The organism is Rhizobacter sp. P2_G4 (assembly GCF_056403575.1).
This window is the reverse complement of the sequence record NZ_JBFUFG010000011.1, coordinates 34,218-55,880: the sequence shown is the minus strand read 5'-3', so window position 1 is coordinate 55,880 and position 21,663 is coordinate 34,218. Positions and strand designations below refer to the sequence as shown.

Here is a 21,663-nt window from a genome sequence, read left to right as displayed (position 1 = left end):
CACGGAGCCTTCCCGATCCCTGCTTCTTTGTCCGGCAAGATGCGACCCGGTTTGACGTGGCGTGGGTCACTGATCTCCAGCACAACATCAGGGAGCGGACATGGGAGCGATCAAGCTCGTTTGGGGCCACGCCAGCGCGTGGCTGGGAATGCTGGTGGGCGTGTGGAACGCCCCGCCGTGGCTGCGTTGGTGTGGCAGGCGTACCAGCCAGGGCTTCCAAGCGACGCACCTGACAGTCAAGCAGCACCCGCGGATCAGCGCGGCCATTGCCGCAGGTCTGGTCGCGGCCGGTGTGGCCGGATATCACACCTACACATGGTGGCAGGCGCGCCCGAAGCCGGTTGAAGTAAGCCTCTCCGTCAGCGGCCCGGCGCTCACGGATTTCGCCAATGGCGGCGGGCCGCAGGGCGTTGTCGTCAGCTTCAATGAATCGGTCGCCGCGTTGTCTGCGGTCGGAAAACCGGTCGAAACAGGCATCACGGTCACGCCCGCCGTTGACGGCAGCTGGAAGTGGCAGGACGACCGCCACCTGAGCTTCGAACCCAAGCACGAGTGGCCCGTCGGCGTCGAGTTCAAGGCCAGCATGGGCCGCGAATTGTTTGCGCCGCAGATGCAACTGGAGACCTACGACTTCGCCTTCAGCAGCGCGCCGTTCGTCGCCAAGATCCGCAAGGCGGAGTTCTATCAGGACCCGCAGAACCCCGATCTCAAGAAAGGCGTGTTCGAGCTGCACTTCAGCCACCCCGTCAACGCGGCCGAGCTGGAAAAACGCATCGAGCTGCGCTTGTCGGGGCAGGCCGAAGGCGTGCTGGGCGTGGGCCGAGAGACGACTCCCTTCACCGTCTCGTACGACAAGCTCAAGCTCAACGCCTACGTGCATTCGGCGCAACTTGCCGTGCCGAAAGAATCCACACAGCTGACGCTGACGGTCGACAAGGGCGTGCTCGCTCAGGCCGGTGGCACTGGCAGCGGCGCCAAGCTCAACCAATCGATCGCCGTGCCGGGCCAATACGGCCTGAGCATCACCGAGGTGACGCCGCTGGTGGTCACCAACGAGCGCTTCGAGCCCGAGCATGTGCTGGTCATCCACACCTCACAGCTGGTGCATGAGCGCGAACTCGCGAAGAACGTGTCGGCCTGGGTGCTGCCGCTGAAGAACCCCGACATCAAAAAGGACGAGCAGGGCGATGAGCCCTATGCGTGGTCGGACATCAAGGAGATCACGGCCACCGTCCTCGCCGCGTCGACCAAGCTCCCGCTGTCGCCGGTGCCGGCAGAGCGCGACTACACCGACACCCACAGCTTCAAGCTGCGCGCCGACGTGGGGCGCGTGGTCTATGTGCAGGTCGAGCCGAAGTTCAAGTCTTTCGGTGGCTACCTGATGCGCGACCGCGCACAGCAACTCGTCACGATGCCGCCGTACCCGCCCGAACTGCGCATCCTGAGCGAAGGTGCGCTGCTGCCGATGAGCGGCGAGAAGAAGCTGGCCGTACTGGTGCGCGATCTGCCGGGTTTGAAGATCGAAGTCGGCCGCGTGCAGCCCAACCAATTGCAGCACCTCGTTTCGCAATCGCAGGGCAGCTACGCCAACCCTGATTTCCTCGGCAGTTTCGGGGCCGACAACCTGACTGATCGCTTCGAGCGCACGGTCAAGCTCGGCGACCTGCCACCGGGCAAGGCGCACTACGAAGCCATCGATCTGGCCGAATACCTGGCCAAGGACGGCGAGCAACGCAAGGGCTTGTTCCTGTTGAAGATTGCAGGCTTCGACCCGAAGACGGCTGACGCGAAGCCCGGCGAGAGCACCGAGACCGAGAACAGCAGCGAGAACAACACCGAGAACAGCGAAAGCAACGAGAGCGAAGCGCAGCCGGAATCCCAGTCGAACGTCGACCCGAGCAGCCTGCAGCAGCGCCGCCTGGTGCTGGTGACCGATCTCGGCATCGTGGTCAAGCAGTCCACCGATGGCTCGCGTGATGTGTTCGTGCAATCGCTCTTCACCGGCCTGCCGGTGGCGGGCGCCAATGTCGAGGTGGTTGCCAAGAACGGCAGCACGCTTTTCAACCAGGCGACCGACGCCAGCGGACGCGCGCACTTCGACAAGCTCGAAGGCCTGACGCGCGAGCGCGCGCCCTTGCTGCTGATGGTGCGCAAGGGCGGCGACATGAGCTTCATGCCGCTCAACCGCAGCGACCGCAACCTCGACCTGTCGCGCTTCGACGTGGGCGGCTTGCAGAACGCACGCACCAGCGACCAGCTGAGCGCCTACCTCTTCTCCGACCGCGGCATTTACCGCCCGGGCGAATCGATGCACATCGGCATGATCGTCAAGGCCGCCGACTGGCACAAGACGCTGGCCGGCCTGCCGCTCGAGGCCGAGGTGCTCGATGCGCGCGGCCTGACGGTCAAGCGCGAACGGCTGCGCCTCGCGGCGGGCGGCTTCGCCGAGCTGAATCACAGCACGCTGGCCACCTCGCCGACCGGCAACTACACGATCAACCTCAACATCGTGAAAGACGACAAGGTGGAGCGCCAGATCGGCTCGACCACGGTCAAGGTGCAAGAGTTCATGCCCGACCGCATGAAGGTGACTGCCCAGCTGTCAGTGCCGTTGAGCGATGGGTGGATTGCACCCAAGGACCTGAAGGGACGCATCAACGCGCAAAACCTGTTCGGCACGCCGGCCGAGAACCGCCGTGTCGAGCTGGCGATGACGCTGAGCCCGACCTGGCCAGCCTTCCGCGGTTACCCCGACTACCAGTTCTACGACCCGCAGCGTGCGAAGGAAGGAACGAGTGACAACCTGCCTGAAGGCAAGACGGATGCGAACGGCGACGCCGAGTTCGACCTCAAGCTCAACCGCTTCGAGAAAGCCACCTACCGCCTGAGCTTGCTGGCCAAGGTGTTCGAGCCCGAAGGGGGGCGCAGCGTCTCGGCCGAGACGAATGCGCTGGTGTCGGAGCGGCCCTTCCTCGTCGGTGTAAAGAACGACGGCGACCTGGGGTTTGTGTCGCTCGGCAGCAAACGCGTAAGCCAGTGGATCGCGATCGATCCGCAGGCGAAGAAGGCCGCTGCGCCTGACCTGACGCTGCAGCTCATCGAGCGCAAGACGGTGTCGGTGCTGATGCGCCAGCCCAACGACACCTACCGTTACGAGTCGCGCAAGAAGGAGTCGACGATCTCTGAGCAGCCACTGGCGCTGTCAGTCGGCGGCTACGCGTTGACGCTCGACACCAAGAAGGCCGGCAACTACAGCTACGTGCTGCGCGATGCGAGCGGCCTGGAGCTGAGCCGCATCGACTACAGCGTGGCCGGCAAGGGCAACGTGACGCGCTCGCTGGAGCGCAACGCCGAGCTGCAGCTCACTCTCAACAAGAAGGACTACGAGCCTGGCGAAGAGATCGAGCTGAGCATTCGTGCGCCCTACGTCGGCGCCGGCCTCATCACCATCGAGCGCGACAAGGTGTTCGCGCAGCAATGGTTCAAGACCACGACGACGGCGTCCGTGCAAAAGATCAGGCTGCCGAAAGACTTCGAAGGCAACGGCTATGTGAGCGTGCAGTTCGTGCGAGACCCGGCGTCGGACGAGATCTTCATGAGCCCGCTGAGCTATGGCGTGGTGCCCTTCGCGACCAGCCTGGCGCAGCGCACGCAAACACTCAAGCTCGCTGTGCCCGAACTCACCAAGCCGGGCCAGGACTTGAAGATCAGGCTCAGCAGCGACCAGCCCACGCGCGCCATCGTGTTCGCGATTGACGAAGGCATCCTGCAGGTGGCGCGCTACCAGGCGGCCGACCCGCTGGGCCACTTCTTCCAGAAGCGGGCGCTCGAGGTGCGCACGTCACAGATCCTCGACTTGCTGCTGCCGGAGTTCAAGCGGCTGATGGCGCAGTCGGCGCCCGGCGGCGACGAGGGCAGCGCCAATGCGCGCTTCCTCAACCCCTTCAAGCGCAAGGGCGAGGCACCGGCCGTGTACTGGTCTGGCATCGTCGACGTGAACGGCGACAAGGAGTTCAGCTACACCGTGCCTGACCACTTCAACGGCACGCTGCGTGTGATGGCCGTTGCGGTGAACGAGGGCTCGGTCGGCGTTGCGCAAGACAAGGCGCTGGTGCGCGGCGACTTCGTGCTCTCGCCCAACCTGCCGCTGGCGGTGTCGCCGGGCGACCAGTTCGATGTGTCGGTGGGCGTGGCCAACAACGTCACCGGTTCGGCCAAGGACTCGCCGGTGCAACTGGTGCTGAAGCCGGCCGCCACCTTCGAGGTCGTGGGCCCGGCGAGCCAGACGCTCAAGATCAGCCCGATGCGTGAAGCCGTGGCCACCTACCGCCTGAAGGTGAAGGACGCACAGACCGCCAGCCTCGGCTCGGCCACGCTCGAGTTCACGAGTTCGCTCGGTGACAAGTCGAGCGGCAAGTCGGCCACGCGCCGCTTGGACATCAGCGTGCGCCCTGCCACGCCGCGTGCGACAACGCTCGCGCTGGGGAGCTTCACCGGTTCGACCGAGGTGGCGGTGCCGCGCGATCTGCTGCCCGAGTTCCGCAAGCAGGAGGTGGCGATCTCTGCGTTGCCGCTCGCCATGGCGCCGGGCCTCATGAGCTACCTCGACAGTTTTCCGCATCAGTGCACCGAGCAGCTGGTGAGCCGCGTGCTGCCGGCCCTGGTGCTGGCCAAGCGGCCCGAGTTCGGTGCCAGCACACCTGCAGCTGCGGCCAAGGCCTTCGACGAGGCGCTGCGTGTGCTGCGTTCACGGCAGAACGCGCAGGGCGGCTTCGGGCTGTGGGGCGCATCGGTGCAAGCCGATGAGTTCGCGTCGATCTACGCAGTCCACATGCTGCTGGAAGCGCGCGAGCTGGAGATCTCCGGCGTCAGCGTCCCGCCCGACATCTTGCGCCGTGGCCTCGACTACGCACAGGCGCTCGCCGCCAGCAACCCGGCCGATCTGGGCTCGGCCCGCACCCGCGCCTACGCGATCTACCTGCTCACGCGCAACGGCGCCGTCACCACACCATTGGTGGCGAGCCTGCGCGAAACGCTGGACGCCAAGTTCGCGAAGGAATGGCAGGCCGATTCGACGGCGGCCTACCTCGCGGCCACCTACCAGCTGCTGAAGCAGGAGAAGCCGGCCACCGAGCTGATGGACGGCCTGCTCACCGCGAGCGAGAAAGACACCGCGCCGTACCGCTGGTGGCCGTACTACGACCCGGTGGTGCGGGATGCGCAGACGCTGTACCTCATCGCCCGCCACTTCCCGGCCAAGCTGAAGGCGCTGTCGCCGCAGACCATGGGCCGTTTCGTGGCGCCGCTGAGCCGCGGTTCGTTCAACACGCTGTCGTCGGCCTACACCGTGCTTGCATTCGAGGCGATGGCGCGCACGCTCGGCGCCGATGCGATGGGCAAGCTGTCGGTCACGCAGTACGACGCCAAAGGCGCCGCCAGCGAGCTTGCGCTGCCAGCCAACCTGCTGCCGCGAGCCGCCATCCGGCCGGGCACGGTGAAGCTCAAGCTCGCCAACGACACGCGCAACACCACCTACTACAGCGCCACGCAGAGTGGCTTCGACCGCACGCCGCCCACGCAGGAATTGAAGGCGGGCATGGAGGTGTTGCGCGAGTACGTGGGCGCCGACGGCAAACCCGTCACCTCCGTCAAGCTCGGTGACGAGGTGACGGTGAAGCTCAGCCTGCGTGCCATCGGTGGCGGTTCAGGCAACAGCGTGCCCAGCGTTGCGTTGACCGACCTGCTGCCAGGCGGTTTCGAGCCGGTGCAGAGCCGCGACGCGAACGGTGCCGCCAGCACGGTCAACGGGCCGTCGCTCGAGTACGCCGATGTGCGCGAAGACCGCGTGGTGATCTACAGCAGCGCCTCGGGCAGCGTGCAGACCTATAGCTACAAGCTGCGCGCCACCAACACGGGAGAGTTCACCGTGCCGCCTGCCTACGCCGAGTCGATGTACGAGCGCGACAAGCAGGCGCGCTCACTGGCCGGCCGCATTGTCGTGACAGGGCCCACCGCGAAGTGAAGCTGCGCGGGGTCATCGTTGCGGGGCTTGCCCTGGCGCTTTGCCTGCTGGCACTGCGTTTGTGGCCGGCTCCGCCGCTGCAGCAACGGGCTGCGTTGTCGCGCGCCTTCTACAGCAGCGACGGCGCACTGCTGCGCATCACGCTGGCGGCCGACGAGCAATACCGCGTGTGGACGCCGCTGGACCAGATCGAACCCCGCCTGGTCGATGCGGTTCAGCTCTACGAAGACCGGTGGTTCCGCTGGCACCCCGGCGTGAACCCGGTGAGCCTGGCGCGCGGCGCGTGGACGAGCTACAGCGGCGGCACGCGGCGCGGTGCCTCCACGCTAACCATGCAACTCGCACGCCGGCTCTACCGCATCGACAGCGGCAGCGCGCAGGGCAAACTCAAGCAGATCGCCGCGGCGTTGTGGCTGGAAGCGCGCTACAGCAAGCGCGACATTCTCGAGGCGTACCTCAACCTGGCGCCGTATGGCGGCAACATCGAAGGTGTGGGCGCCGCCAGCCTCGTCTACTTCGGCAAGCGGGCGGCGCATCTGTCGCTGCCCGAATCGCTGGCGCTGGCGGTGATTCCGCAGAACCCCAATCGCCGAGGCGCTGGCGAAGCGGCCTGGCCCATCGCCTTGCAAGGCGCCCGCGAGCGCCTTTGGCAAACGTGGTTGCGGCAGCATGGCGCCCTCGCCACGCGCGAGGCCGAGATGGATTTGCCGCTCAAGCTGCGCTCGGTCAAGCAGCTGCCTTTCGGTGCACCGCATGCGGTGCAGACGCTGCTCGCGCAATTGCCGGCTCAGCCGCAAACCACCTTGTCGCTGCACGGCCCGACGCAGGCGGCGGTCGAGCGTGCCATCAACCAGTTCATCGAACGCCGGCAATCGGTGGGCGTGCGCAACGCCGCTGCCTTGCTGGTCGATGCGTCCACGATGCAGGTGAAGGCGTGGGTCGGCTCGGCCGACTACTTCAACGAGGCGATCGACGGCCAGGTCAATGCCACCACGGCCAAGCGCTCGCCAGGCTCCACGCTCAAGCCTTTCATCTATGGCCTGGGGTTTGATCAAGGCGTGCTGCACCCGCGCACCATCCTGAAAGACGCGCCCACCAGCTTCGGCACTTACAGCCCGGAGAATTTCGACGGCCGCTTCGAGGGGCCGATCACGGCGCAAGAAGCGCTCATCAAGAGCCGCAACATCCCGGCCGTGTCGGTGTCGGCGCGTTTGTCGCAGCCGACGCTGTACGGCTTTCTCAAGCAGGCGGGCGTCAGCAAGCTCGCCAGCGAACAGCACTACGGCCTCGCGCTCACGCTGGGCGGCGGAGAGCTCAGCATGGAAGAGTTGGCCACGCTGTACGCCACGCTCGCCAATGCCGGCGAGCTGTCTCCGCTGTCGTTCGTCAGCGAAGATCAACAGAAGAAGCCGCTGCGCCTGCTGACCCCGGAAGCCGCCTTCGTCACGCTCGACATGCTGTCGCGCAACCCGAGACCCGACACCGGCGTTCCGGCATTTCCCGGCGTCGCGTGGAAGACCGGCACCTCTTGGGGATTCCGCGACGCGTGGACGGCCGGGGTGTTTGGTCGCTACGTGCTGGTGGTCTGGGTCGGTAATTTCGATGGCAGCTCCAACGCGGCCTTCGTCGGTGTGCAGACCGCGGCGCCGCTGTTCTTCAATATCGTCGACAGCCTGCGCAGCCAGGGCCTGGACCCGGGCGCGATGGCGACCACCGCGCCTGCCAACCTGGCGCGCGTCCAGGTATGCGCGGCGAGCGGCGACCTGCCGAATGCGTATTGCAAGGACCTCGCAAGCACCTGGTTCATCCCGGGCAAGTCGCCCATCAAGGTCAGCACTCTGCACCGCGAGGTGCTCATCGACCAGGCCAGCGGCCGTGCCGTTTGTGCCCCGGGCCCGGGCGTGCGCAGCGAGGTGTTCGAGTTCTGGGGCACCGACATGCTGCAGCTGTTCGCGCAGGCCGGTTTGCCAAGGCGCATCCCGCCCGTGGCACGCTGCGGGGCGATGCGCACCGATGCCTTGGCGGTGGCCGATGGCCCGCAGATCGTCGCACCGCTGCGCGGCGCGAACTACGTGCTGCGCATCGCCCACCCGACGCCGCTGAGCCTGCGTGCCAATGCTGCACAGGCCGGTCCGCTGTATTGGTTTGCCGACGCCGCGTTTGTCGGAGAGGCCCAGGCCGGCAAGGACCTGAGCTGGTCGCCGCCCACCGCCGGCCGCTACGTGCTCAGCGTGGTCGACGCCCAAGGTGTGACAGACACACGCGAAGTGGCCGTGGAGTTTGCCCCCTGAGCCGGCGTTGAAGTTGAATGCGGGCGAAAATGCCGCCCATGCATTCACTTCGAGACACGTTGCGCCATCCGCAATTCCGGGCCGGCGCACGTGAGATGAGCACGGTCAGCCTGGGCATCGCCGCCTGGGGCCTGGTGACCGGGGTGGCGATGGTCAAGAGCGGGCTGTCGATCCCGCTGGCGCTGTTGATGAACTTCACGGTGTTCGCCGGGAGCGTGCAGTTGGCCGTCATCCCGCTGATGATGGTGGCCGCGCCGATCTGGGTGATCTGGGCCACGGCGGTGTGCATCAACCTGCGCTTCGTCATCTTCAGCGCACAGTGGCGGCCTTACTTCATGCGTTACCCCTTGCGCCAGCGCCTGTTGTTCGGCTACGTGAGCGGCGACCTGACCTATGTGCTGTTCATGAAGCGATTCCCCGAACCGCGCGACGACGACGGCCAAGTCGAATATTTCATGGGCGCGTCGACCACCAACTGGCTGGCGTGGCAGCTGCCCTCGGTCGCGGGCATCCTGCTCGCCGATGTGATCCCCACGCACTGGGGGCTTGGTTTTGCCGGCGTGCTCGCCTTGTTGGGGTTGACCTATTCGCTGCTCTCGGACCGTGCGACCGCCCTGGCCGCCGTGATTGCCGGCGCCGCAGCGGTGGCCGCCTTTGCGCTGCCGTTCCGCCTGCACATCGTGGTGGCCATTGCGGCTGCGATCTGCGTGGGTCTGATGATCGATGGTGGCGGTGATGCGGGGCGCCGCGTGCTGACCGCGCTCGGCCGTCGCAAGTTGCAGCCCGCCGTCGGCCAGGCGAACGAGAGGGCCACGGCATGAGCGACAGCTACGCCTTCATCACCATCGTCGGGCTGACCGTGATCACAGTGGTCACGCGTGCGTTCTTTCTCGTGTCCGAACAGGAAATGGTCTTGCCGGACTGGGTCAAGCGCGGTCTGCGCTACGCCCCGCTGGCAGCATTGACCGCCGTGGTCGTGCCTGAAGTAGTGATGACACAAGGCCAGCTCATCTCCACCTGGCAAGACGCCCGGCTCTATGCCGTGGCGGTGTCGACCGCCTATTTCTTCTGGCGTGGCGGCATCCTCGGCACCATCGTCAGCGGCATGGTGGTGCTGATCCCTCTGAAGCTTGTAATGGGTTGGTAACCGGCGCTCGCATTGCTGGTGTCCAATAGGGCGATTCTGGAATCCCTACTACGCTTCGCCACCATGAACGTTCTCCGATTCGAAGACATCGCCGCCCGCGGGCAGGCCAAGGGCCAACGCGTGTTCATCCGCGCCGACCTGAACGTGCCGCTCGACGATGCCGGCCACATCACCGAAGACACCCGCATTCGTGCTTCCATTCCGTGCATCGAGCTCGCCTTGAAGGCGGGCGCTGCGGTGATGGTCACCTCGCATCTCGGCCGGCCGACCGAGGGCGAGTTCAAACCCGAAGACTCCCTGGCGCCCGTGGCCAAGCGCATGGGTGAGCTGATGGGACGCGACATCCCGGTCGTGGCCAACTGGATCGACGGCGTCAGCGTCGCGCCCGGCCAGCTCGTGATGCTTGAGAACTGCCGCGTCAACAAGGGCGAGAAGAAGAACAGCGAAGAACTCAGCAAGAAGATGGCTGCCCTCTGCGACATCTTCGTGCACGACGCCTTCGGTACCGCCCACCGCGCCGAGGCCTCGACCTACGGCATTGCGCAGTTCGCCAAAATCGCCTGCGCCGGCCCGCTGCTCGCAGCCGAGATCGATGCGATCACCAAGGCGCTGGCCAACCCGAAGCGCCCGCTGGTGGCCATCGTGGCCGGCAGCAAGGTCAGCACCAAGCTGACGATTCTTCAGGCGCTCGCCAAGAACGTTGACCAGCTGATCGTCGGTGGCGGCATCGCCAACACCTTCTTGCTCGCCGCTGGCCTGCCCATCGGCCATTCATTGGCCGAGCCCGACTTGCTGGGTGAAGCGAAGGCTGTCATCGAGGCGATGAAGGCCCGTGGCGCCGCAGTGCCGATCCCGACCGACGTGGTCACTGCCAAGAAATTTGCGGCCGATGCGCCCGCCACGGTCAAGGCCGTGGCCGACGTGCAAGCCGACGACCTGATCCTCGACATTGGCCCGCAGACCGCCGCGTTGCTGGCCGACATGCTGAGGAAGGCCGGCACCATCGTCTGGAACGGCCCCGTCGGTGTGTTCGAGTTCGACGCCTTCGCGAACGGCACCGAAACGCTGGCGCGTGCAATTGCCGAGTCGAGCGCATTCAGCATTGCCGGCGGTGGCGACACGCTGGCTGCCATCGCCAAATACGGCATCGAGAAGCAGGTGGGCTACATCTCCACAGGCGGCGGTGCTTTCCTTGAAGTGCTGGAAGGCAAGACCTTGCCAGCCTTCGAAATCCTGCAGAAACGCGCACAGGGCTGATCGGTCCGAGACGCCAACCCAAGAAAAGAACGGAGACTTCACGATGCCCCGCGCTACCAAGATCGTTGCCACCCTCGGCCCTGCTTCCAGCTCACCCGACGTGCTCGCACGGATGATCCGCGCCGGCGTCGACGTCGTGCGACTCAACTTCTCGCACGGCACGGCGCAAGATCACATCGACCGCGCGACGCTGGTGCGCGAGGTGGCCAAGTCGTGTGGCAAAGAGGTCGCGATCATGGCCGACCTGCAAGGCCCGAAGATCCGCGTCGGCAAGTTCGAAGGCGGCAAGACGGTGCTGGAGCGCGGGCAGAAGTTCATCCTCGACGGCGGCATGTCGGAGCTGGGCACCAACGAGCGTGTGGGCCTGGACTACAAGGAGCTTCCGCGCGACGTGCGCCCCGGCGACACGCTGCTGCTCAACGACGGCTTGATCAAGCTTACCGTCGACGTCGTGCGTGGCCAGGAGGTGCACACCACGGTGGTGGTCGGCGGCGATCTGTCCAACAACAAGGGCATCAACAAGGCGGGCGGCGGTCTCACTGCACCGGCCTTGACGTCCAAGGACATGGAAGACATCAAGACGGCGATGAGCTTCCAGTGTGAGTACCTCGCGGTGAGCTTCCCCAAGAACTCGACCGACATGGAAATGGCGCGCCAGCTTGCTAATGTGGCCGGCGAACCGTGGCGCCACAAGCCGGCGCTGATCGCGAAGATCGAGCGCAGCGAAGCGATTCCCGCGCTCGAATCCATCATTCGTGCGAGCGACGGCATCATGGTCGCGCGTGGTGACCTGGCGGTTGAGGTGGGCAACGCGGCCGTGCCGGCGCTGCAGAAGCGCATGATCAAGATGGCGCGTGAGATGGACCGCCTGACCATCACCGCGACGCAGATGATGGAGTCGATGATCGTCAACCCGGTGCCCACGCGCGCCGAGGTGAGCGACGTCGCGAACGCCGTGCTCGACGGCACCGACGCGGTGATGACCAGCGCCGAGACGGCCGCTGGCAAGTACCCGGTGGAAACGGTGGAAATGATGGCGAGCATCTGCGTCGAGGCCGAGGCTGCCGAAGAGATCGCACTCGATGCCAGCTTCACCAACAAGAAGTTCGGCCGCATCGACCAGTCCATCGCGATGGGCGCGTTGTTCACGGCTTTTCATCTGGGCTGCAAGGCCATCCTCGCGTTGACTGAATCCGGCTCGACCGCGTTGTGGATGAGCCGCCATCGCATCCACCTGCCGATCTTCGGCCTGACCTCGCAGATCGCTAGCCAGCGCCGCATGGCGCTGTACCGCAATGTGCAGCCAGTGCTGATGCCCAACTTCACCGACCGTGATGAGGCACTGAAGCACGCCGAGTCCTTGCTCGTTGCGAGCGGCGTGCTGCGGCCAGGCGACACCTACGCCATCACCTGTGGTGAACCGATGGGTTACCCCGGTGGTACCAACATGCTCAAAGTTTGCCTCGTCGGCTGAACGGCAGAGCGAAGCGATTGCCGCCATCAAGCAACGCCCGCGGAACCGGCTTCGCCGGGCCGCTGGGCGGCGCCCCTCGGGGGCAGGAGCGAAGCGACTGGGGGGCCGTCAATCAAACCGGACGGCGATGCCGGTAGTGAACAGCGCGTCGCTGCGCCTCAGGCCTAAGCCTGGGTCGCTGTTGTACCTGTGCAGCAGCCCGGTCGTGAGTTGCATGCGGTCGGTGATGGCCACGGCCAAGCCCAGATCGAGCACGGTGCGGTACTCCCCGCGTGTGCGCATGTTGGGGTAGACCTCGAACTTCTGCCTCGCCGAGGTGTTCGGTGTCAGCTTGTGGTTCGAGGCTTCGATCATCACGAGCTCCGTGCGGCCGTAACTTGAGCGCAGGTCGCCTGCCACGTCTGCCGCTTCCACGTAGCGGTCTTCCGAGTAGCCGATACCGGTAGACAGGTCCCACGTGTTCTCTTCCGTCTTGATCACGTGCTTGCCGAGACCGCCGTAAGCCGAGACGCGGGACTCGATGTTGGCCGGCCGATCGCGAAAGTAGTCGAGCTTGCTGAAGCCGAACCATTCCTGATTCATCAGGTTCTGGTCGTACTGTGTGCTCGCGGCCACGTTGGATGCCGTGGTGCCGGTGTCTGCTCGCGCATAGTTCAACCGGCCAAGGAGCGACCATTTGCTGTCTTCTGTCTGGCGAACGCCTTCGCCTGTCAGCGTGGCCGCGGCCGAGCGGGTGTTGCCCTCGCTTGCGCTGATGCTCAGCCCAAACAGCGAACGGAATACGCCGTCGGGCTTGGGTGATATCTGCGCAATGGCCCAGCGGGGCGTCACAAGAATGAAGAAGAGAAGGAGGAAGAGTCGGAACGGGGCGGGCTTGCGAAAAAAGGTCATCGGAACGAAGTGCGAGAGGTTTGTGTTGTCCGACATCATGTTTCGATCTGCGTTCAACGCAAGTTCTTGGCGCCCGGCCACAATGCAAGCATGGAATCAACGCTGACTCTCGATGACATTCGCGCCGCCGCGGCGCGCATTCGCGGCCAGGTTCTGGAGACGCCGTGCTCGCCCTCCCGCACATTGGGCGAGATGACGGGTTGCCAGGTTTTCCTCAAGTTCGAGAACCTGCAATTCACCGCTTCGTTCAAGGAGCGTGGTGCACTCAACAAGATCGTGCAGCTCACCGAAGCGGAGCGCGGGAGCGGCGTGCTGGCCGTGTCGGCAGGTAATCATGCGCAGGGTGTCGCGTATCACGCACAACGCCTGGGCATTCCGGCCACGATCGTGATGCCGCGGTTTGCGGCACCGGTAAAAGTTGCACGTACACGTGGCTTCGGTGCGAAGGTGGTGCTCGAAGGCGACACGTTTGACGATGCGCGTGCATTCGGCGTGCAGCTTGCACGTGAAAGCGGGCTCACGCTCATTCACCCGTACGACGATCTGGCGGTTGCTGCAGGGCAGGGCACCATCGCGCTAGAGATGCTGGCGCAGCAGCCCACACTCGACACCTTGGTGGTGCCGGTTGGCGGCGGTGGGTTGATCGGTGGCATCGCCACGGCAGCACGTGCGCTCAAGCCGGGCATCGAGATCATCGGCGTGCAGACCGAGCGCTTCCCTGCCGTGTGGAATGCAACGCACGGCCAGAACCAAGAGGTGGCGCAGGCCACCATTGCCGACGGCATCGGCGTCAAGTCACCAGGGGCGCTGACCTTGCCGCTGATCCAGGAGCACGTGAGCGATGTGCTGCTCGTTGGTGAAAGCGACATCGAACAGGCCATCGTGATGCTGCTCGAGATCGAGAAAACGGTGGTCGAGGGTGCCGCTGCAGTCGGCTTGGCCGCGTTGGTGAAACACCGTGAACGCTTTGCGGGGCGCAAGGTCGGGCTGGTGCTATCCGGCGGCAACATCGAACCGCTGGTGCTCGCCGAGATCATCGAGCGTGGCATGGTGAAGTCGGGCCGGCTGGCTCGCTTGCGGCTTGATGTGCGCGACGTGCCCGGCGCATTGGCCGATGTGGCCACGCGGCTGGGCAAGCTCGGCGCGAACATCGATGAGGTGCAGCACCAGCGTGCGTTCAGCTCGGTGTCAGTCGAACGCGTCCAGATCGAAGTGGTGGTGCACACGCGTGGTGTGGACCACATCGAAGAGATTCTTGCGGCGATGCGCGCAGCCGGTTATCGCGCCGAGCGCATCGGCTGAGCTGCGGGCCGGCTCGGCAGCGGCCTGCTGCGGCTAGATTCCGCCGCGAACGCTTTCGATCATCGCCGCGACGGCCGGCGACGCGTTCAGCGGCACAAGGTCCACGTCGCCGAGTTCGGGCGACATGACGCGGAACAACTCATCGGCGAAGCTGTGGCCGATGGTGTCCACGCCGTCGAAGTCCATCTCGGCGCGGCGGAATGCGTTCAGGCGCGCGGCCACGCGGCGTGCCTGTGCGCGTGAGTCGAGCCCTGCCAGTGGCGAGGCCATCAGCCGCAATGGCACGACAGTGCGCTCGAAGCCGAAGCCCGCACCGTTGAGGCTGTGGGCGTGCAGCACCGATTCGAGCGTGCGTGTCGTGTCCAACGAGATCGCGGCGTAGACGGAGGTGCCTTGGTGCTTGAGTGCACGGCCGGGGCGCCAGCCGCTGCCTTCCCAGTCGCGATGCTGGAAGGCGACTTCGTTGGCATGCAGATCGAACACGTCAGCCAGGCGCGAGGTGAAGAAGAGCCCCCGACCGGCGTGGCGGGCGGGTTGGCTGGTCAGCTTGCCCTTGCTCAGCTCGAGCATCGCGAGCGTCGGGTCGTCGAGCGCGAACGAACGCGACAGCTGGTCGAACACGCCGCAGCCGTCGTCGGACACCAGCAGCTGCACGTGGCTGGCTGTCTGGCGCAATGACACGGTGACGCTCGTGCCGCCGCTGTGGTCGATGGCGTTGTTGAGCAATTCGCCGAAGATGTGTTGTGCCATTCGCTGCACGCCGGTCGGCAGGGCAAAGAAGGGGGCGAAGTCGCGGGCCCAGGGCAGGTCTTCCTGCAGGCCGGCGAGCGGGTAACGCTGCACCACCTGGCGCATAACCCCCGGACGAAAGTGCGGGCTGCGTGCCGAGCCCTCGCGCTTGAGCCAACCCAGTTGCACCAGGCGCTGCAGCGCCTTGTTGGCCGTGCTGCGGCTGATCGAGGCCGATTGCGTCAGGTGATGAGCGAGGTCGTGCGGATGTTGCACGGCGGCTGCAGTGATGTGCAGCGTCAAAGCGTTCAGGTCGAGTCGTCGTGCCACGGCAGTTCCCAGGTCTCCATGTGGAAGGCCAGTGTCGGCTTGCGGACCCGAATCTGGAGGGGGAAAAGCGGGCCATTCCCGGCGCAGTTGCTGCGATCCCGCGCTCCGGATCGGGCGCCCCTCAAGCGCGGGAGACGCGCATCCTGGAAGGGTTTTCACGGGGGAGCGTCGCTACAATCGGTTCAGTTTCAGAGCGGTTACAGCCGCGCTGGCCGGTGTTTGGCGCCGGCACCCCAGTTTCGTCACTTCCGGGAACCACCATGCCTATCGTCTCAATGCGCCAGTTGCTGGACCATGCCGCTGAAAACAGCTACGGCATCCCTGCCTTCAACGTCAACAACCTCGAGCAGGTGCAGGCCGTGATGTCGGCGGCCGATGAGGTGGGCTCGCCGGTGATCCTGCAGGCCAGCGCCGGTGCCCGCAAGTACGCTGGCGAAGCTTTCATCAAGCACCTGATCCAGGCGGCCGTCGAAGCGTATCCGCATATTCCGCTGGTGATGCACCAGGACCACGGGCAGAACCCCGAGGTGTGCAAGGGCGCCATCGACCTGGGCTTCAGCTCGGTGATGATGGATGGCTCGTTGCAGGCCGACGGCAAGACGATCGCCAGCTACGAATACAACGTCGATGTGACCAAGAAGGTCGTGGAGATGTCGCACAAGGTCGGCGTGACCGTGGAGGGTGAACTGGGCTGCCTCGGCTCGCTCGAGACCATGAAGGGCGACAAGGAAGACGGTCACGGCACCGATGCCACCATGACCATGGAGCAGCTGCTGACCGACCCGGAGCAGGCCGCAGATTTCGTCAAGCGCACTCAGCTCGACGCCCTGGCCATCGCCATCGGCACCAGCCACGGCGCCTACAAGTTCACACGCAAGCCCACGGGCGACATTCTCGCCATCAGCCGCATCAAAGAGATTCACCAGCGCATTCCCAACACGCACCTGGTGATGCATGGCTCGTCCAGCGTGCCGCAAGACCTGCTGGCCATGATTCGCCAGTACGGCGGCAACATCAAGGAAACCTACGGTGTGCCGGTCGAGGAAATCCAGCACGCCATCAAGTACGGCGTTCGCAAGATCAACATCGACACCGACATTCGCCTCGCGATGACTGCCGCGGTGCGCAAGTTCCTGGCCGAGAACCCCGAGAAGTTCGATGCCCGCGAGTGGCTCAAGCCGGCGCGCGAAGCCGCCAAGGCGATCTGCAAGCAGCGATACATCGAGTTCAACTGCGAAGGTCAGGCCGGCAAGATCAAGTCGCAGAGCCTGACGCAGATCGCCCAGCGCTACGCCAAGGGCGAGCTTGCACAGATGGTGGTCTGACCGTCATCCATCTTGATGATGCCCCTGGGACCCGTGCCGTCTTCGGCCGGGTGAGGGGAATGTGCCTCCTACAATCGCGGGCATAAAAAACGCATGGGACACGTCGTCAGGCGTGTGCGGAAAGAAATCACTTCATGACGGCGGCCTTGCTGAATTCTTCTTTGACGTCCCTGCCGTTGCTGGCGAGGGGCAAGGTGCGTGACAACTACGCCGTCGGCAACGACCGCATGCTGATGCTGGCAAGCGACCGGCTCAGCGCCTTCGACGTGATCATGGGCGAGCCGATCCCTGGCAAGGGTGCCTTGCTGACGCAGATGGCCTTGTTCTGGTTCGCGCACCTCGAAGGCATCGTTCCCAATCACCTGACAGGTGACGACCCCGAAAGCGTCGTGTCTCCGGCCGAGCGCGAGCAGGTGCGTGGTCGTTCGATGCTCGTAAAGCGCCTGAAGCCTTTGCCTGTCGAAGCCGTCGTTCGCGGCTATCTGGCCGGCAGCGGCTGGAGCGAATACCAGGCCAGCCAGTCGGTCTGCGGGGTCGCGCTCCCCGCTGGCTTGAAGAACGCGGGCAAGCTGCCGGAGCCGATCTTCACGCCGGCGACCAAGGCCGAGATGGGCGACCACGATGAAAACATCTCATTCGGGCGCATGAAGGAGATCGTCGGTGCCGACCTTGCCGAGCGTGTGCGCAGCACCGCCATCAAGCTGTACACCACCGCGGCGGCGATTGCACTGGCCAAGGGCATCATCATTGCCGACACCAAGTTCGAGTTCGGCCTGGACGCCGATGGCACGCTGACCTTGATGGACGAGGTGCTCACGCCCGACTCGTCGCGCTTCTGGCCGGTCGAAGGCTACGAAGCGGCTTTCCGCGAAGGCCACAACCCGCCGAGCTACGACAAGCAGTTCGTGCGCGACTGGCTGGAGCAGGCGCGTATCGACGGCCAGCCTTGGAACAAGAAGGCGCCTGCGCCCGCATTGCCTGCAGACGTGGTCGACAAGACGGCGGCCAAGTACCGCGAAGCATTGCAACGGCTGACGGCCTGAACTTCATAGCAGCATGAAATCGCGTCTGCTGAGCAGCTTGGATGCCGCAATTGCAGCGGCCACACAACCCGTTCAGGCCGACTGCCTGCGCGCTGAGCGAGCGGGTCTGCTGGCGCGCCAGGGGCAGCTAGCCGAAGCGCGTGCCGTAATTGCTTCCTTGCAGGCGCAATACGCCTTGAAGTCCAATGCCGCTGTGAGTGCATGGGTGGCCCTGGCCGACGGGCTGCTGAGTCATTTCAGCGACTTGAACCGCGTTGCGCACGATAGGATGCGCCGTGCTTATGCACTGAGCGGCGCCGCACGCGACCTGCGCTTGCAGGCCTCGGCCGCGGCCTGGCTGGCACACATGGACTACGCGGCCTACGACCTCGAACCCATGGCGCGCCATGTGGCGGAAGCGCTTCAACTCGCCGATGCCGATCACCATGGCCCACGGGCCCGCGCCTGCCTCGTGGCGGCCTTGGCCTATCACTTCGGCAACCGCTTCGAGAGCGCTCAGCCCTGGTATGCAAAGGCTCGCCTGCATGCCAACGCCGAAGGCGACGAAACGACGCTCAGTGCCATCATGTACAACATGGCCGGCTTGCTGACCGACCAGGCGCGGCAGCTGATGCTGACGGGTACGCCCGACACCTCGGTGGCTCGCCGCGCGATGCTCAGCCTTGAGTCGACCAGCAACTTCGATGCGTTGATCGGCACCGCGTCCCTCAATTCCTTGGTGCCGCTCAATCGAGCCCGTGTCTGCTCGATGCAAGGTCAGTGGGCCGAAGCGATTTCGCTGTACGAAGCGCACTTCAGTGATGGCCTGCTGCAGGGGCTCGACCGCATGCGTGCCTGGCTGGGCGCCGATCTCGCCTGGTGCCGTCTGCAACTTGGCCAGACCGAGCAAGCATTGAAAGAAGCGATGGCTGCCGAAGTGGCCGTCGCGCACGACCGCGACGTGGACGACCGGGCTGCCGCGCACAGCCGCCTTGCACAGATCTTCACGCACCTGGGCCAGATCGAGGCCGCGGCCCGCCACAGCGCGCAGGCCGCCATCGACTGGCGTGCCCATGAACGGGATCAGGCCGCGGCCGTGGCGGTGATGGACAGGGTGCTTGCCAAGACCCGCGGCTGAGCTGCAGCTGCGTACCCGCCGCTGTGCACGGCGGCAGTCAGCTCAGAACAGCGCCATGCTGAGCTTGCGCCGGTATTGGTCGACCACCGGATCGGCGGGCGCAGTGCTGACCTTGCCGGCCACCTCCAGCGTGCCCTTGGGTGCGGCGGCTTCGGGCTTGATCGGCGCGGGCTTGACCATCAACTCCAGGATGGCGACGTAGGTCTTGCGTGCCAGTTCGCTGTTCCAGGTTTTGTCGCGCATCACGATCTCGAGCAACTCATCCATGGCTTCGGTGAATCGCTGTGCGGCGAAGTGCATCTGTGCCAGTTCGAAGCGGGCGTCGAAATCTCGCCGGTTGGCGGCGATGGCTGCATTCAAAGCTTCAGCACTTCGCGCTTCGGCGGCTTTTTCGCAGGCTGCGATCCAGTGGCCCGCGGCCGCCAGCCGGCTGTCGAGCATCACCTTGCTGGCGACCGGCTCGAACGCGCGCCGTGCCTCGGCCACGCGGCCGGCCATCAGCAGCGCTCGCAGGTAGTCGTAGCGGCCGGTGTCGTTGGCCGGATCGATGGCCACGGCTTCCTGCAGCTTCTCGAGTGCACTTTCGGTGTCGCCCTCGGCCATCAGCTCTTCAGCCTGAGCCACCTCTTCAACGGCGGCGGCTTCCTCGGCGCTGGGCACGTGGCGGTCGAGAAACTCGCGAACCTTGGCCTCGGGCAGGGCGCCGACGAAACCGTCAACCGGCTGGCCGCCCTTGAACAGCACGCAGAAGGGAATGCTGCGCACGCCGAACATCTGCGAGAGCTGCCCGGAGATTTCGGGCTGCTCGTCGGCGTTGAGCTTGGCCAGCTTGAACCGCCCAGCGTAGGCGACTTCGAGTTTCTCGAGCACCGGTGTCAGCGCCTTGCAGGGGCCGCACCACGGCGCCCAGATGTCGAGCAACACGGGTTGCTGCAGCGACGCGTTGATCAGGTCGGCCTCGAAGTTTTGAATTGTGATGTCCATCGTGTTCCGGCAGGTGTTGAGCAGGGGCTGAATCAGAGGAGGTGACGCCGCCCCGCCTACAATTCAAGGTTATTCAGCATTTGGAGCGAGCCTTGAGCAGCGCCCCCCTGGTTGGCGTGGTGATGGGGTCCAGCAGCGACTGGGAAACCCTCCGCCTCGCGACCGAGATTCTCGCCGAGTTCGGTGTCCCCTTCGAGGCACGGGTCGTCTCCGCGCATCGCATGCCCGACGACATGTTTGCGTATGCCGAGGGCGCGGCTGCGCGCGGGCTGCGCGCCATCATCGCCGGTGCAGGCGGCGCAGCCCACCTGCCCGGCATGCTGGCTGCCAAGACCACGGTGCCGGTGCTGGGCGTGCCGGTGGCGAGTCGTCACCTGCAGGGAGTCGATTCGCTGCACTCCATCGTGCAGATGCCCAAGGGGATTCCGGTCGCTACCTTCGCCATCGGCAATGCCGGTGCTGCCAACGCGGCGTTGTTTGCCGTGGCCATGTTGGCCGGGGAGCAACCGGCCTTGCGCGTGCAGCTCGAGGCTTACCGCGCCCGGCAGACGGAAGTCGCCCGGGCCATGAGCGCTGACCTGAAATGACGACGAGTTTCATAGCCCCCGGCGCCACGCTCGGCGTCATGGGTGGCGGGCAATTGGGACGCATGTTCGTGCATGCTGCGCAGCAGATGGGCTATGCCACGGCGGTGCTCGACCCGGACGCGGCCAGCCCGGCTGGGTTGGTATCACACCAGCACGTGCAGGCCGACTACCTGAGCGACACGGGCCTAGCGCAATTGGCGCAAGTGGCTGCTGCCATCACCACCGAATTCGAGAACGTGCCCGCGGCCGCACTGCGCCGCCTCGGTGCACAGCGGCCCGTCGCGCCGTCCGGCGATGCGGTGGCAACCTGCCAAGACCGCGCGCTGGAGAAGGCTCACTTCGTCGCATGTGGCGTGCCCTGTGCACCGCATGCGTTGATCGAGACGGCCGAGCAGCTGGCTGCGATCGATGGTGCCTTGCTGCCCGGCGTGCTGAAGACGGCGCGCTTGGGCTACGACGGAAAAGGCCAGGTTCGCGTTGCCAATCGCGAGCAACTCAACGCGGCCTGGGATTCGCTCAGGCGCGTGGGCTGCGTGCTGGAGAAGATGCTGCCTTTGGCGTATGAGGTGAGTGTGATCGTTGCACGCAGCGCTTCGGGCGAGGTGGTGCATTTCCCGCTGCAGCAGAATCTGCACCGCGACGGCATCCTGGCCGTCACCCAAGTCCCAGCGCCTGACGTGACACCCGCCGTGCAGCAGCAAGCCGTCATGGCGGCCGAGAAAATCGCGTCAACGTTGGGTTACGTCGGCGTCTTGTGCGTCGAGTTCTTTGTGCTTGAGGACGGCAGCCTGGTTGCCAACGAGATGGCGCCACGTCCGCACAACTCGGGCCATTATACGATCGATGCCTGTGACCTGTCGCAGTTCGATCTGCAGGTGCGCACGCTGGTTTGCGCGCCCTTGTCCGCACCTCGGTTGCACTCCAGCGCAGTGATGCTCAACCTGATGGGTGACCTGTGGTTTCACCATGGCGAATCGGAGACCCCACCGTCCTGGGATCGGGTGCTGGCTTTGCCCGGTGCTCACCTGCATCTGTACGGCAAGGCCAGTGCACGCAAGGGACGCAAGATGGGCCACCTGACCTTCACGGCTGCGACGCCGCAGCAAGCACGTGAAGCCGCGCTGCAGGGGGTCGAGCTCCTGGGCCTGGCCGCGTGGTGACCTC

Annotated in this window: 15 protein-coding genes; 12 read left to right on the top strand and 3 right to left on the bottom strand. The window is 65.3% G+C overall.

All coding sequences use genetic code 11. The annotated features are described in order from the left end of the window. Positions 1-100 precede the first annotated feature (100 nt). The 6 genes from AC1DYS_RS26870 to pyk all read left to right on the top strand — a co-directional run bounded on the left by AC1DYS_RS26870 (position 101) and on the right by pyk (position 12,191). The gene (locus AC1DYS_RS26870; protein ID WP_477904625.1) at positions 101-6,022 is read left to right on the top strand and encodes an alpha-2-macroglobulin; all 5,922 of its coding nucleotides are present in this window, start codon (positions 101-103) and stop codon (positions 6,020-6,022) included. Further along, positions 6,019-8,313, top strand: coding sequence for a penicillin-binding protein 1C (gene pbpC / locus AC1DYS_RS26865; protein WP_477904624.1), 2,295 nt, complete (start codon positions 6,019-6,021; stop codon positions 8,311-8,313). The genes AC1DYS_RS26870 and pbpC overlap by 4 nt, the downstream gene beginning before the upstream one ends. A gap of 38 nt (positions 8,314-8,351) precedes the next feature. Next, entirely contained in the window at positions 8,352-9,134 is a 783-nt protein-coding gene (locus AC1DYS_RS26860) for an AzlC family ABC transporter permease (protein ID WP_477904623.1), read from the top strand. Then, the gene (locus AC1DYS_RS26855; RefSeq protein WP_047489597.1) at positions 9,131-9,460 is read left to right on the top strand and encodes an AzlD domain-containing protein; all 330 of its coding nucleotides are present in this window, start codon (positions 9,131-9,133) and stop codon (positions 9,458-9,460) included. The genes AC1DYS_RS26860 and AC1DYS_RS26855 overlap by 4 nt, the downstream gene beginning before the upstream one ends. A 63-nt stretch (positions 9,461-9,523) precedes the next feature. Then, positions 9,524-10,717: a phosphoglycerate kinase gene (locus tag AC1DYS_RS26850; RefSeq protein WP_477904622.1), complete on the top strand. Its 1,194-nt coding sequence runs from the start codon at positions 9,524-9,526 to the stop codon at positions 10,715-10,717. 43 nt (positions 10,718-10,760) lie between these two features. Then, positions 10,761-12,191, top strand: coding sequence for a pyruvate kinase (gene pyk, locus AC1DYS_RS26845; RefSeq protein ID WP_477904621.1), 1,431 nt, complete (start codon positions 10,761-10,763; stop codon positions 12,189-12,191). A 108-nt stretch (positions 12,192-12,299) separates the two neighbouring features. On the opposite strand, the gene AC1DYS_RS26840 is transcribed toward pyk, so the two are convergent. Continuing rightward, positions 12,300-13,118: a DUF481 domain-containing protein gene (locus AC1DYS_RS26840; protein ID WP_477904620.1), complete on the bottom strand. Its 819-nt coding sequence runs from the start codon at positions 13,116-13,118 to the stop codon at positions 12,300-12,302. Between the two features lie 54 nt (positions 13,119-13,172). Here AC1DYS_RS26840 and AC1DYS_RS26835 point away from each other — a divergent pair, with 54 nt between their 5' ends. Next, positions 13,173-14,384, top strand: coding sequence for a threonine ammonia-lyase (locus tag AC1DYS_RS26835; protein WP_477904619.1), 1,212 nt, complete (start codon positions 13,173-13,175; stop codon positions 14,382-14,384). Between the two features lie 33 nt (positions 14,385-14,417). Here the strand turns inward: AC1DYS_RS26835 and AC1DYS_RS26830 are convergent, their stop codons facing one another. Then, on the bottom strand, positions 14,418-15,443 hold the full coding sequence (locus tag AC1DYS_RS26830) for an STAS-like domain-containing protein (RefSeq protein ID WP_477904618.1): 1,026 nt from the start codon (positions 15,441-15,443) through the stop codon (positions 14,418-14,420). Between the two features lie 260 nt (positions 15,444-15,703). Here AC1DYS_RS26830 and fba point away from each other — a divergent pair, with 260 nt between their 5' ends. The 3 genes from fba (at position 15,704) to AC1DYS_RS26815 (ending at position 18,928) form a co-directional block, all read left to right on the top strand. Then, positions 15,704-16,768, top strand: coding sequence for a class II fructose-bisphosphate aldolase (gene fba / locus AC1DYS_RS26825; RefSeq protein ID WP_477904617.1), 1,065 nt, complete (start codon positions 15,704-15,706; stop codon positions 16,766-16,768). Between the two features lie 134 nt (positions 16,769-16,902). Further along, positions 16,903-17,811, top strand: a complete 909-nt coding sequence (locus tag AC1DYS_RS26820; protein WP_477904616.1) for a phosphoribosylaminoimidazolesuccinocarboxamide synthase — start codon at positions 16,903-16,905, stop codon at positions 17,809-17,811. A 13-nt stretch (positions 17,812-17,824) separates the two neighbouring features. Then, positions 17,825-18,928, top strand: coding sequence for a hypothetical protein (locus AC1DYS_RS26815; protein ID WP_477904615.1), 1,104 nt, complete (start codon positions 17,825-17,827; stop codon positions 18,926-18,928). A 42-nt stretch (positions 18,929-18,970) separates the two neighbouring features. On the opposite strand, the gene AC1DYS_RS26810 is transcribed toward AC1DYS_RS26815, so the two are convergent. Then, a complete protein-coding gene (locus tag AC1DYS_RS26810; RefSeq protein ID WP_477904614.1) occupies positions 18,971-19,912 on the bottom strand; it encodes a tetratricopeptide repeat protein in 942 nt (313 codons plus the stop codon). A gap of 122 nt (positions 19,913-20,034) precedes the next feature. Here AC1DYS_RS26810 and purE point away from each other — a divergent pair, with 122 nt between their 5' ends. Further along, on the top strand, positions 20,035-20,499 hold the full coding sequence (purE, locus tag AC1DYS_RS26805; RefSeq protein ID WP_477904738.1) for a 5-(carboxyamino)imidazole ribonucleotide mutase: 465 nt from the start codon (positions 20,035-20,037) through the stop codon (positions 20,497-20,499). After that, positions 20,496-21,659, top strand: coding sequence for a 5-(carboxyamino)imidazole ribonucleotide synthase (locus AC1DYS_RS26800; RefSeq protein WP_477904613.1), 1,164 nt, complete (start codon positions 20,496-20,498; stop codon positions 21,657-21,659). Before purE ends, AC1DYS_RS26800 begins: the two co-directional genes overlap by 4 nt. Positions 21,660-21,663: the final 4 nt, after the last annotated feature.

Excerpts from the sequence above, each read along its gene's own strand:
- purE (WP_477904738.1), top strand. The coding sequence starts at position 20,035 with ATGGGGTCCAGCAGCGACTGGGAAACCCTCCGCCTCGCGACCGAGATT.
- AC1DYS_RS26850 (WP_477904622.1), top strand. The coding sequence starts at position 9,524 with ATGAACGTTCTCCGATTCGAAGACATCGCCGCCCGCGGGCAGGCCAAG.
- AC1DYS_RS26870 (WP_477904625.1), top strand. The coding sequence starts at position 101 with ATGGGAGCGATCAAGCTCGTTTGGGGCCACGCCAGCGCGTGGCTGGGA.
- AC1DYS_RS26855 (WP_047489597.1), top strand. The coding sequence starts at position 9,131 with ATGAGCGACAGCTACGCCTTCATCACCATCGTCGGGCTGACCGTGATC.
- AC1DYS_RS26800 (WP_477904613.1), top strand. The coding sequence starts at position 20,496 with ATGACGACGAGTTTCATAGCCCCCGGCGCCACGCTCGGCGTCATGGGT.
- AC1DYS_RS26840 (WP_477904620.1), bottom strand. The coding sequence starts at position 13,118 with ATGTCGGACAACACAAACCTCTCGCACTTCGTTCCGATGACCTTTTTT.
- AC1DYS_RS26810 (WP_477904614.1), bottom strand. The coding sequence starts at position 19,912 with ATGGACATCACAATTCAAAACTTCGAGGCCGACCTGATCAACGCGTCG.
- pyk (WP_477904621.1), top strand. The coding sequence starts at position 10,761 with ATGCCCCGCGCTACCAAGATCGTTGCCACCCTCGGCCCTGCTTCCAGC.
- AC1DYS_RS26860 (WP_477904623.1), top strand. The coding sequence starts at position 8,352 with ATGCATTCACTTCGAGACACGTTGCGCCATCCGCAATTCCGGGCCGGC.
- AC1DYS_RS26835 (WP_477904619.1), top strand. The coding sequence starts at position 13,173 with ATGGAATCAACGCTGACTCTCGATGACATTCGCGCCGCCGCGGCGCGC.
- fba (WP_477904617.1), top strand. The coding sequence starts at position 15,704 with ATGCCTATCGTCTCAATGCGCCAGTTGCTGGACCATGCCGCTGAAAAC.
- AC1DYS_RS26815 (WP_477904615.1), top strand. The coding sequence starts at position 17,825 with ATGAAATCGCGTCTGCTGAGCAGCTTGGATGCCGCAATTGCAGCGGCC.
- AC1DYS_RS26820 (WP_477904616.1), top strand. The coding sequence starts at position 16,903 with ATGACGGCGGCCTTGCTGAATTCTTCTTTGACGTCCCTGCCGTTGCTG.